Here is a 12,266-nt window from a genome sequence, read left to right on the forward strand (position 1 = left end):
TCAGAAACCTTCGTTTGAGCTGCTCAGGTCGATCCAAAGGGTTTTGGTCTGGCAATATTGATCATGCGCGTGGAAAGCCTTGTCCCGCCCGCCGAAGCCCGATTGCTTGTAACCGCCAAACGGAGTGGCGGCGTCCCCCTCCCCGTAGCAGTTCACGGTGACGGTCCCGGCCCGGATCGCCCGTGCGGCCCGGAGCGCCCGTGTGCCGTCGGCGGAAAAAACGGAAGCCGCCAGGCCATATTCGGTCTCGTTGGCGAGCGAGACCGCTTCCGCGAGGGAGTCCACCCCAATCACAGACACAATCGGCCCGAAAATCTCTTCCCGGACGTGCTTGCTGTCGTGGCGGTCGAATTCCATGATCGTGGGCTCGATCGTGGTCCCGTTGAAGACCTTTCCGCCAGCCACCAACTTGCCATCGCCTTCCAGATAGCTGCTGACCTTCTCGAAATGCGTGGCCGAGATAAGCGGACCGATGCGGGTCTCCGGATCAAGCGGGTCGCCCACGGTCCAGGTCTTGGCCACTTGCGTCAGTTTTTCGAGAAGGCGGTCCTTCACGTCCTTGTGGACCAAGACACGTGAGATGGCCGAGCAGTTCTGGCCCATGTTCCAGAACGCGCCGTTGCCGATGTGGGAGGCCACGGCGTCAAGATCGGGAACGTCGTCCATCACGATGCAAGGATTTTTGCCACCCATCTCAAGGACCACTTCCTTCAAATTGCTCTCGGAGGAGTACTTCAGGAAGCGACGGCCAGTGTCGGTGGAGCCTGTGAAGGAAATCGCGTCGATGTCGGGATGGCGACCGATCGGTTCGCCGACGTCCGGACCATCACCGGTCACGACGTTGAAAACCCCAGGCGGCAGCCCGGCATCGAGAGCGAGCTCTGCGACCCGCAAGGTGGTGAGCGACGTCTCTTCAGCGGGTTTGACGACGATCGTGCACCCTGCTGCCAGGGCAGGGCCGATCTTCCACGCGAGCATCAGAAGAGGGAAGTTCCAGGGGAGCACGATGCCGACGACGCCGATGGGCTCGCGCACGATCAGGCCGAGAGAGGCGTCGTTCGCAGGTGACACCTGGTCATATATTTTGTCGACTGCTTCGGCATGCCACCTGAGGCTGTTGATAGTCTCGGGCACATCGATGTTGATGCAGTCGCTGATGGTCTTGCCGCTATCCAAGCTCTCCATCAGCGCCAGCTCGAGCGCGTTTTCCTCGATGACGGACGCCAGCCTGAGAAGGACTTTCTTCCGGTTCGCCGGGGCCAGCTTGGACCACCGACCGTCCTCAAACGCCTGCCGGGCGACAGCGACGGCCTTGTCGACATCGGCCGCCGAACCAGCGGGCAGCTCCGCCAGAACCTTACCAGTAGCCGGGTTAAGGGTTGCAAAGGTTCTGCCCGATAGGGCCGCAATCTGCACCCCATCCACGATCATCCTGTTCGGCAGTTTGAGTGTACTCGCCTGCGTTTTGTAGTCGACTTTGTTGAGCATTTCTGTTCTCCTTGGTGTCCCAAGTGACACCGACAACGATTACCCGTCGAGTTCGCCCTGCATGCCGTTTGGCACGGCGTAGAGCGCCACGTCGCTTCGGAAAACTTCGAGATGGGCGCGCACCAGTTCGCCCGCCCGCTCGGCATCGCGGGCTTCGATGGCCTCGATCATTTGATCGTGCTGCCGCGCAGCGGTTTCCTGGTCCTTCTGGATCCGAGGGCCGCCGTTTTGGCGATAGAAGATCTTCCCGATCCGGGCGTGATCGATGAGAAGCTTCTTGAGACTGGGAAGCAGATACTGGTTGTGCGCCATCTTGCCGATGTTCAGATGGAACTGGTGATTGAAGATCACCCTGTTTTCGACGTGGGCGTCGGCAATGGACTGCCGGAACTTCTGTTGAGTCTGCTTGAGGATTTCGAGGTCCCCAGCCTTGTGGTTGACAGCTGCGAGCTTCGTCGTTCCAACATAGATCATCGGAGCGACGATCAGGAAATCGCGAAGCGTCTGGTAGGACATGATGGACACGCGCGCCGCCCGGTTGGTCTCAAGATCGACGTAGCCCTCGCCCGCCATCTGTCGCATGAGTTCCCGGACTGGCGGACGGGACAGGCCGAATTCCTCGCTGAGAGCGACTTCGTCGAGGACCGCCCCCGGCTCAAGCTGCATCGTGAGGATGCGATGCACCAGTGTTTGAGCAAGAATGCCCTTGCGGTCCGTCGAGGCAGCAGGTTCATTCAGGATCATTGCGGTTCCTCAATTTACGATGATAGACATATTGTAGACAAACATCATGAGTCAAGATAGGTAAACGATATCACCACGGTGCTGCGACTTTGGGGACGGCAACTCCCCGGGTCTCCACCGGACTGAAGGCATGATCGTGTTTCACTCATCACCACGGCGCAGACAGGCCCGGACGGTTCGGCTGAAGGTCGGGTTCATCCTGGCCCGCTCCTTCACGTTGACCGCCTTCGCCATGTTTATCGACACGCTTAGACTTGCCAGCGATGAAACCGACAGATCAGGACGGATCAACGCTGACTGGGAGGTACTGTCGAACACCCGGCATCTTGTCACGTCGAGCTGCGGCGTCCAGGTCTCGCCGACGTCGTTATTCCTCGACCCGATGGAGTTTGACTACATCGTAGTTGTCGGGGGACGGTTAACCAACGGTCAGGCAGTCGACAACGAAACCCTGCGGTATCCTCGGGATGCTGCATTCAAAGGGGCGCGATTGATCGGTATCTGCACCGGGACGTTCATTTTGGCTGAGGCAGGTCTTATGGCGGCGCACGAGACCTGCGTCAGCTGGCTTCACTACGTCGACTTCCGGGAGCGCTTTCCCGATCTGCGGGTTCGGGCGGACAGAATCTATAACCTGGATACCACGCGGGGATCATGCGGGCGGCAGCAGCACTGCCGATCTGGCGGCGGAATTGGTGCGACGGCACATCGGGAACGCAGCGGAGCGGAACGCGCTCGAAGTGCTGCAGATCGACAAGGTGCGGAACGCCGAGTGGGTACAACCGCGTCGGCCGCTGACGGTAGAGACGCACGACCCAAGGCTCCGCGCTGCGCTGATCCTGATGGAGCAGAACGTCGAGAACACACTGTCGGTTTCCAGGCTGGCCGCAGCATTGGGGGTTTCCCGACGACAACTCGAGCGCCTGTTTTTCAGGGAGTTGAACAGCTCTCCCGCGCTTGTCTACCGACGGGTGCGGCTCGAGCGCGCAAAGCAACTTCCTCAGGAAAGTCGACACTCCTTTGATCGAGGTCGCTATTGGGGCCGGCTTCGAGAACGCCTCTCACTTCGCGAGGGTCTTCCGAAGGACTTACGGTCAACCACCGTCTGTCTTGAGGCGTTCGGAGTTTACTTCGCAGAGTGTCGAGCAATGAGCTTTTCAGCATGCGGGCCCTCTCGGGCCGATACGGTTGATGAAACTCGGTGAAGACGGCATGACGCTCATCGGCGATTACGGGTTGCGGCGGTGCTAGGGAAGAGACATATTGTAGACAAACTCTTTGTTAGGCTCTAGGCTGGCGTTGGGCCTGACGAATAGCTTGTCGCGCTTACTTGCGCTTTCGCCATGGGCGTTTACGAAGACGATTTTTCCGAAATACACGGTGGGTTCGGCCAAATGATCCGGGTGCGCCACTGGTTTTACTTCTTCTCAGGGCTGGAGTAACGGTGACTCATGTCAAATTATCGACGGCTTCCGTTGAGCGCGCTACGCGCATTTGAAGCTGCCGCACGGCATTTGAGTTTTACCAAGGCTGCCAATGAGCTTTCGGTCACACAAGCGGCAGTGAGCCGCCATATCTTGACGCTGGAGGACCACCTCGACACCCAGCTTTTCAACCGAGGAAACCAGAAGGTGTCATTGTCTTCCGCCGGCGAGGAGTTATTTGAAGCTGCGACCCTCAGCCTGGCGCATATTGCAGCGGCTTTTGACAGCGTGAAGAGAGGGCAGAAAGCCCGACGGTTGACCGTCGGCATGCCGATGTCGTTCGCAACGCTGTTTACGAGCCATCGGATTGGAGATTTCGTTGCAAACAACCCAGAGGTCGACCTGCACTTGGTCTCCCTCGAACGTAGCCCGGCGCCGGCGACGGACGGTTTTGATGTGTCCGTGGTCATGGGGTATCTGGCGCGCCCAGGGTTCACAGCCACCGAGCTCTTCGGCGAGGAAGTCTTCCCGGTTTGCAGTAAATCATATCAGACACACTCCCCGGGTATTCTCACTCCGGAGGACCTGGTAAACGAGGTCCTCTTGGATATGGACGATCAGCATTGGTCCGCCTATCCTTGGTCACCCTTCAATTGGGCCCACTGGCTTGGACAGTTCGGCGTTTCGTCCGACTTCAAACGCGCCATCACGTTCACTAGTTACCCAACGATGATCCAGTCAGTGATCAAGGGCTACGGCATCGGGCTGGGCTTCCGTCATTTGGTAAGTGATTACCTCAATGAAGGCACCTTGATAAGGCCTATGGGTGAAAGCTATCTAACCGGCCGAAAACATCATTTGGTCATTCCGGATACCGCAATTGAGCGAGACGACGTCCAGATCTTCCGCAATTGGCTGATTACACAGGTCGCAGATCTCAATCCGGTCCCTCCAACGCCAGCTGCGGAAAATATCAAGTCAGCACTAGTTGAACACAGCGAGATATCACCCGCCATCCAGGCCTGACATCCGCCTGATAACATTTAGTCCCGCGCTGCATCACTTTTTATACGGTTGTTTTGCAGCCCCCCCGCCGCTAGCGTTCCTGGACATAAGACGCGGCAGCCTCTCAAGCCGTACTGAAGGCCCCGTCCGACGGAGAGACTAATTCCGTAGGCAGGAGATGTATGCGACGGCAGCTGACCTATGACACACAGTCGGGCTCGCATCAGAGCTCCGTGGTTATCGCTCAATAGGTCCCTGACTGAAAGGAAGTTTTGTGAAGCTCGAAGACGTTTTAGACCCGTTCAAAAGCTGGCACATACCGTTTGATAAATGGGTCGACAATGGGTTGGGTTGGGTTGTCGAACATTACCGCCCGTTGTTTCAGAGCTTGAAATGGCCCATTGACCAGCTCCTGAGGGCATTTGACAGCGCACTCAATGGCATCCCGCCGGTCGTTATAATCTTATGCTTCGGATTGGTAGCTTGGCAGATCGCCGGGTGGCGGCTTGCAGCTCAAGTCGCTGGTCTGCTGCTGATCATTGGCTTTCTTGGCATTTGGGGTGAAACGATGACGACACTGTCTCTCGTTTTTACCGCCGTTCTTTTCTGCACGGTTGTTGGCATTCCCGTGGGGATCATTGCTGCTCGAAGTGACCGAGCGGCTGCCATTTGCCGGCCAATCCTCGACACAATGCAGACCATTCCATCATTCGTCTATCTTGTTCCCGTGGTCATGTTGTTTGGTATCGGCAACGTGCCTGGCGTGATTGTCACGATCGTTTTTGCACTTCCGCCCGTTATCAGGCTGACAACACTAGGTATCCAGCAGGTTTCCGAAGAAGTCGTCGAGGCCATGCGTGCCTTTGGAGCTACCAACAGTCAGATCCTGTTCAAGGCTCAGCTGCCGCTGGCTCTTCCGAGCATAGTGGCAGGTGTCAACCAGACGTTGATGATGTCACTATCAATGGTTGTCGTTGCCTCCATGATCGCGGTTGGGGGACTCGGCCAAATGGTTTTGCGTGGCATCGGTCGCCTCGACATCGGGCTGGCTGCGACTGGCGGAATGGGCATCGTCATTCTCGCAATCATTCTAGATCGCCTGACTCAATCCGCGATGTCTCAGCGCGGACGCTACGCCGACATTGCCTGGCACAAGCGGGGTCCAGCCGCGCTCTTCACCGGTATCGTCAAGACCTTCCAGGCCTCTCCGGCGGAGCGTGGAGGATTGGAAAGTGGCCGGGAACGAACGTCTAGCTAACAAGAATGGGAGCGATTATGAGCGATCGGTTTAGAATAAATGGGCATTTTTGGGGGGTTGCCGCCGCTGTCGCGGTGCTTGGCACTTTGGCCATGTCTCCTGGATACGCGGCAGCGGAGGACCTTCCGGGAAAAGGCGTGACCGTCAGGCCCCTATATCTTGGCCAGGCGGAAGAATTATTCGAAGCCTACGTCGTTAAGCTAGGCCTCGAGGATCTGGGCTATACAGTTAACGAACCTGCCGCAACCCAGGTTCCACTTGCCCATATAGCGGTAGGGAACGGTGACGCGGACTACTATACGCCCCACTGGTACCCCTTGCATATTGCGTTTGCCGAGAAGGCTGGCGGCGATGCCAAGCTTCGTCGGGTTGGGACGCTCGTAAAGAACTCAATCCAGGGATACTCCATCGACAAGGCCACAGCTGATAAGTACGGCATAAAGACGATCGATCAGTTGAAGGACCCGAAGATTGCCAAGCTGTTCGATGTGGATGGGGACGGTAAAGCAGACCTGTATGGCTGTGATCCGGGCTGGGGATGCGAACGCATCATTGAACATAACCTTGATGCATATGGCCTTCGGGATGCCGTCACGCATAAGCAGGGTGAGTATTTTGCTCTGCTTCCCGACGTCATCCAGCGGGTTCAGTCCGGCAGTCCAGCCTTGTATTACAGCTGGACACCCAACTGGCTACAAGGGGTTTTGGTCCATGGAAAAGATGTTGTCTGGCTGACGGTTCCTTTCACGGCGTTGCCCGACGAACAGGCTGGCGCGAACACGACTGTTCCAGGCATTGGGAACCTGGGATTTTCCGTGAACACTCAGCACGTGATTGCCAACACACCCTTCCTCGAGAAAAACCCCGTCGCCAATAAGTGGTTCGAGCAAGTCGAGGTCCCAATTCAAGATATCAACGTCGAGAACCTTCTCATTCACAAAGGTGAAAAGTCCAACGAGGACATCCACGGTCATGCCGAGGCCTGGAAGAAGGCCCACCTCGATCAGTGGAATACGTGGATAGCTGAAGCAAAGAAGGCCGCCAAGTAACGCCGGGCTGCGGAAAGCATGCTCGCCCGGTAAGCTTTACGCTGCCGGGCGACACCTCTCAACAGTGGAGCTACCTTTTGAAAGCGCACGCCATAGAATTTAGGGATGTTTGGAAGGTCTTCGGGACGAGTTCGAATTTCGACCTTGCGAGTGTCCAACGCGATGATCTTTCGAAGGCCGCACTCCTGGAGAAACATGGGTGCGTAGCGGCGGTCGCCGGTGTCTCCCTTAAAGTCGAGGCCGGTGAGATCTTCTGTGTCATGGGACTGTCCGGCAGCGGAAAGTCAACGCTGGTCCGACATGTGAATCGTTTGATCAAACCCAGCTCCGGCCAGATCATTGTTGGCGGCGAGGATATCAATCTGAAGTCCGAAAATGAGATGCGGGAGCTGCGTGCCCGATCAATGGGGATGGTTTTCCAGAATGTAGCGCTTCTTCCCCATCGAACGGTCCGCGACAATGTCGCCCTGAGTCTGGAGCTACGAAACGCAAGCGTCCGACAACGCTATGAGGTTGCGGAGGAGAAGTTGGAGCTCGTCCAACTTGCGGGTTGGGGTGATCGGTACCCTGACCAACTTTCTGGTGGAATGAAGCAGAGAGTTGGGCTTGCCCGAGCTCTAGCTGCTGATCCCGCCATTTTGTTGATGGATGAGCCGTTTTCAGCGCTGGATCCGCTCATTCGACGCGAATTACAGGACCAGTTCAAAGAGCTTTCGTCGAAGTTGGGGAAAACTACGCTTTTCATCACCCACGACTTGGATGAGGCAGTTCGGCTGGGACACCAAATCGGTGTCATGAAAGACGGAAGGATGCTTCAGATCGGCACGGCGGATGAAATTCTCGGAAATCCCAAAGACCCGTACGTCGAAAAATTCGTCCAGGGAAGCAGCCGATTGAAGCTTCTGAAAGCCGAGTCGGTGATGTTGCCCCTCGCCGAATTTGCCAGTGCCGGAAAGGGCTTGGCCTTAGCAGACGCCCCGCGACTCAACCTTGATGCTCCGATCAAGGAAATGCTCGATTTGTCAAATCGACACGGGAATATGCCGCTAGTGGTTGTGAATGGAGACGGAGTTGATGTGGGCATCGTGACCGCGTCCTTGCTTTTGCGCGGTGTACATGACAGGCTTTAGGTAACTAAAGCGTTTATAATAAACTACGCTTATAAGCACTTGGCTAGTTGTTGTTATTTGTGGACGAGTTTCTCCCCTACACGTTATTGCGAGATACTCAGCAGACAGTTAAAAGAATTATGAGCCGCGAACTCCGAAATTGGTTGGTTGAACAATGAAGCACCCTGAAAAGAAGACCGTAGTCGTAACTGGAGCTGCTGGCGGAATGGGCCAAGCAATCTGTAAAAGGTTCGTGGCTAACGGATATTTTGTAATCGCCGGTGACGCCAACGCGAAGCGCTTGATTGACACGGCTGGCGAACTCAACCGAACTGGGGAAAATGCTCTGGCCAAGGTTGGAGATCTGAGAAGCAAGGCGTATTGCGAGGATCTCATCGATACCGCTATAAGCCTTACCGGTCGGCTGGACGCCCTCGTTAACAATGCAGGCATCATCACCCGCGGTACAATCCTCGAAACGAGCGACGAGGATTGGGAAATAACCTTCGATATCAATCTGAAAGCAATTTTCTACACCTGCCGACGGGCAATAGCCTTCATGAAGGAGAATGGTGGCGGGTCGATTGTGAACATCTCCTCAACTTGGGGCATCTACCCTGGGCCTAGTCACGCAGCTTACTGCGCGAGTAAAGCCGCCGTAGCCACATTTTCAAAGTGCCTCGGCCGCGACCATGCGGGGGATGGAATAAGGGTCAATGCCGTGTGCCCCGGAGAGATAGATACACCTATGCTTCGCTCAGGCTTTATCCATCGTGGGTTTGATCCCGACACGGCGGTAGTCGAGCTCAGCAAGTCAAATCCTCTCGGCCGACTTGGCGAACCGGAGAATATTGCTGATGCGGTGTATTTCCTGAGCTCGGACGCGGCTCGATTCATCGCCGGGACCACACTCGAAGTCGCTGGAGCCAAGGCCGTCTATTAAGGAGTTCGCTCCTCGCCCCGCCGCACGGTCCCCGACAATGTGGCTTTGAGTCTGGCGCTGGGAGTGAGCGCCCGCATGTTGGGGGGGTGAGTGGCTATACGCCTTGTCAGGTCGAGATGAAAGCAGGTCGCTAACCTGCATCAACAGCGCGGGTCTCGACCTCGGCATTGTCGCGCATCCTTGCTTTGCTCGGCATTCAGGAGCGGCTTTGGGCTGGCTGGAGTTACGGTCATAACCTCAGTTCATAAGTTACATTCCTTTTTATTGTTAGTTGCAGAGTTTGTTTTGCCCTATATTCTCGCTTAAAATCAGGGATTATTAAAATGGCGGCAAGATCTGGAGGCCGAGACGCTCGGCAAAAGCTACGTTCTGACCGAACGGTGACTTACTTGCCGTCGCTGGAACGGGGCCTGCCTTATATGGATTTGCTGAGCCCGGATGAGTTGCTTAGGCTTCACAACATTTCGATGCAAATACTTGAAGAGATAGGCATCGAATTCCGGGATGCGGAGGCCATCGAACTTTGGCGAGCAGCCGGTACCGACGTAACCGGTCAACGCGTTAGGATCGACAGAAATCAACTAATGGAACTTGTGGCAAAGGCCCCTGAAACCATCACGGTTCACGCTCGGAATCCTGCCAAGACCGTGACTCTCGGCGGTCGAAAGACCATCTTCACCCCAGCGTACGGTTCGCCGAATGTCCTTGACCTTGAGGGCAAGCGGCGGAGTGCGACAATTGAGGATTTCGTCAATTTTGCAAAACTCGCCTACCAAGCCCCCGCAATGCATATGACGGGTGGAGTTCTTTGCGAGCCGATGGATATTGCGGTCCCGAAGCGTCACCTGCACATGAACTACAGTTTGATACGGTACTCCGACAAGCCATTTATGGGAGCGGTGACCTCATGCGAGAGGGCAGAAGACACGGTCGCTATGGCCAAGATTGTCTTCGGAGACGAGTTCGTTAACAACAACACTGTGATGGTGTCCCTTGCCAACTGCAATTCGCCACTCGTTTGGGACGAGACCATGCTCGATGCGGTCAAGGTCTACTCCGCAAACAACCAGGCCATGATTTTCGCCCCGTTCGTGCTTGGTGGCGCCAGCACCCCGGCCAGCACTGTGGCTGCAGTCGCGCAGCTTAATGCCGAAGCACTTGCTGGCGTTGCCTTTGCACAGCTGGTCCGGCCGGGCGCGCCTTGCATTTATGGGCAGTGGTTGGCGACCGTCTCAATGAAAAGTGGTGCGCCAATGGCAGGGACACCCGAGATCTGCCACATGAATTTGTTGGTGGGGCAACTGGCCAGACACTACAAACTGCCTTGGCGCTGTAGTGGCAGCAACACAAGTTCAAAGCTCGTCGATGCCCAGGCAGGCTATGAGGCCGCCCGCAATATGTACGGCGCACTTATCGCCGGTGCGAACTTTGTGCTTTCGTCCACCGGTTACCTCGAGGCAGCCCTGACCCAGAGCTACAGCAAGTTCATGCTCGATGCTGAGCAGATGGTGATGTTCTATAAGTTTGGACAAGGCATAGTGATGCGCGAGATGGATGAAACGCTCGATGCGATCCGACAAAGTGAGCCAGGCAGTCACTATCTTGGTACCGAACATACACTGAAGAATTTCGAGCAGGCCTTTTTCGTACCTGACTTGATGAACCACGACAGCTTCGAGCAATGGTCCGTCGCCGGGGCTAAGGACGCCAACGTTCGGGGGCGCGATGCAGCTGTGCGGGCCCTGAAGGAATATGAAGCACCACCCATAGACGAAGCAATCGACGAAGAGCTTCTTGACTTTATGAAACGTCGGGAACTCGTGATCGGTGACGCCGTACTTTAGGCGCTAGGGTAACACTGCGGATGAGCGGCGTCCACACAGCGAGCATCAGTGGACGCCACCCTCGCCTAGATCGTCGATCAGGTCGGGAGGGCGGATAAACCTATCCTCGAACGCTCGCCCAGCAATAGCCGAAATCGCCCCCAGGCTTTTCCGGGTTCGACAACAGCTCGGTCAGCCCCTGGCGAAAGGTATGGACGAATCCTGATGAACGCACCTCCCAATATGAATGCCATGAAGTCATTGTGCACGCCGGACGATCCGGCAAAGGGCGGCCGGCCAATTGAGCTGGTGGTTCTGGTATTGCCAGGATTCTCGCACTTGGCGCTTCACGCCTTCATCGAACCTTTCCGCATCGCCAATACGGTATCCAAGCTGGCCCTGTTCCGATGGCGGATCGCCGGATCCGACGCACGACCTGTCGAGGGGGCGAGCGGCCTTTCAGTTGCCGTTGACGTGACGGTAGACGAACTGAATTCCTGCTTAGGCGGCCGGGGGCCACATCATCTCGCAGTTTTCGCGGGCGAGCCGGTGGGCCGACGGCTGACACCACAATTCAATAATTTCTTGCGCACGATCGCACGCCGCGGGGTTCCGATATCCGCGGTTGGAACAGCGTCCTGGCTTCTCGCGCAGACCGGTCTACTGGCAGGCACACGCTGCACGATTCACTGGTCCCGGCTGGCTGCCTTCTCAGAAGTGTTCCGCCAGCCGCAGATCCGCGACGCTCTCTTTGTCAAGGATGGGCAGTTTTCGACATGCGCGGGGGAACTGGCGGCCTTCGACCTGGCCGTCGATCTGATCGCCGGCCATGTCGGCGGGTCAACCGCACAAGAGGTTTGCCGCTACGCCACCGTTGAGGGTCAGCGCTCAGGTTCCAACCGCCAGACCGGGCCGTCGGGTCTCGCCTTTGCCGGCGCAAGCGATAAACTTCTGATGGCTATGCGGCTCATGGAAGAGCATGTGGAGTACCCGCTGACCATGTCAGAAGTTGCGCAACGGGCCGGCCTGTCGCGGCGCCAACTGGAACGGTTGTTTGCAGCACACGTGCACATGCCGCCGGTCCGCCATTACCTCAGGATCCGCGTCGCCCATGCCAAGCGGCTGATCGAAGGCACGAGTATGCCCATCATCGATATCGCAATGGCCTGCGGGTTTTTATCCCCTTCACACTTCGCAAAGTGCTTCAGAACTTTCAACGGCCTCTCGCCGCAGCAGTGTCGCTCGACGACGCCGGCTTGGGTCGGACCCGGCCTCGGCTAGATCAAAGGCCAAACTAAAGGATTGTTGCGGTCAGTTCGTCTACCGTTTTGTTGGGTGCACGCCAATATCAAAAAGTGAGCCCTAGCTCCCCCGGTCAACCCGAAGAGGGTGTGTGGGAAGACATCGCGAACAGTTTAGTGCG

General features: G+C 56.6%; 9 protein-coding genes and 1 pseudogene. 8 read left to right on the forward strand and 2 right to left on the reverse strand.

What is annotated here, in order from left to right:
- Positions 1–1,488: an aldehyde dehydrogenase gene (locus NKJ04_RS29075; RefSeq protein WP_352678823.1), complete on the reverse strand. Its 1,488-nt coding sequence runs from the start codon at positions 1,486–1,488 to the stop codon at positions 1–3.
- A 39-nt stretch (positions 1,489–1,527) separates the two neighbouring features.
- Positions 1,528–2,232, reverse strand: coding sequence for a GntR family transcriptional regulator (locus tag NKJ04_RS29080; RefSeq protein WP_352678826.1), 705 nt, complete (start codon positions 2,230–2,232; stop codon positions 1,528–1,530).
- A 130-nt stretch (positions 2,233–2,362) separates the two neighbouring features.
- Between NKJ04_RS29080 and NKJ04_RS29085 the strand changes: the two are divergent.
- The 8 genes and pseudogenes from NKJ04_RS29085 to NKJ04_RS29120 all read left to right on the forward strand — a co-directional run bounded on the left by NKJ04_RS29085 (position 2,363) and on the right by NKJ04_RS29120 (position 12,124).
- Positions 2,363–3,384: pseudogene (locus NKJ04_RS29085) on the forward strand (GlxA family transcriptional regulator).
- Between the two features lie 299 nt (positions 3,385–3,683).
- Entirely contained in the window at positions 3,684–4,682 is a 999-nt protein-coding gene (locus tag NKJ04_RS29090) for a LysR substrate-binding domain-containing protein (protein ID WP_352678828.1), read from the forward strand.
- A 253-nt stretch (positions 4,683–4,935) separates the two neighbouring features.
- Positions 4,936–5,919: an ABC transporter permease gene (locus NKJ04_RS29095; RefSeq protein WP_352559055.1), complete on the forward strand. Its 984-nt coding sequence runs from the start codon at positions 4,936–4,938 to the stop codon at positions 5,917–5,919.
- A gap of 17 nt (positions 5,920–5,936) precedes the next feature.
- Entirely contained in the window at positions 5,937–6,968 is a 1,032-nt protein-coding gene (gene proX, locus NKJ04_RS29100; protein ID WP_352678830.1) for a glycine betaine/L-proline ABC transporter substrate-binding protein ProX, read from the forward strand.
- Between the two features lie 77 nt (positions 6,969–7,045).
- Positions 7,046–8,098, forward strand: a complete 1,053-nt coding sequence (locus NKJ04_RS29105; protein WP_352594511.1) for a quaternary amine ABC transporter ATP-binding protein — start codon at positions 7,046–7,048, stop codon at positions 8,096–8,098.
- A 154-nt stretch (positions 8,099–8,252) separates the two neighbouring features.
- The gene (locus NKJ04_RS29110; protein WP_352678833.1) at positions 8,253–9,020 is read left to right on the forward strand and encodes an SDR family NAD(P)-dependent oxidoreductase; all 768 of its coding nucleotides are present in this window, start codon (positions 8,253–8,255) and stop codon (positions 9,018–9,020) included.
- A 323-nt stretch (positions 9,021–9,343) separates the two neighbouring features.
- On the forward strand, positions 9,344–10,864 hold the full coding sequence (locus tag NKJ04_RS29115; protein ID WP_352678835.1) for a trimethylamine methyltransferase family protein: 1,521 nt from the start codon (positions 9,344–9,346) through the stop codon (positions 10,862–10,864).
- A gap of 204 nt (positions 10,865–11,068) precedes the next feature.
- A complete protein-coding gene (locus tag NKJ04_RS29120) occupies positions 11,069–12,124 on the forward strand; it encodes a GlxA family transcriptional regulator (protein ID WP_352678838.1) in 1,056 nt (351 codons plus the stop codon).
- Positions 12,125–12,266 lie beyond the last annotated feature (142 nt).

The sequence above is a fragment of the Mesorhizobium sp. M0618 genome, assembly GCF_040320765.1.
Taxonomy (GTDB): Bacteria; Pseudomonadota; Alphaproteobacteria; order Rhizobiales; family Rhizobiaceae; genus Mesorhizobium.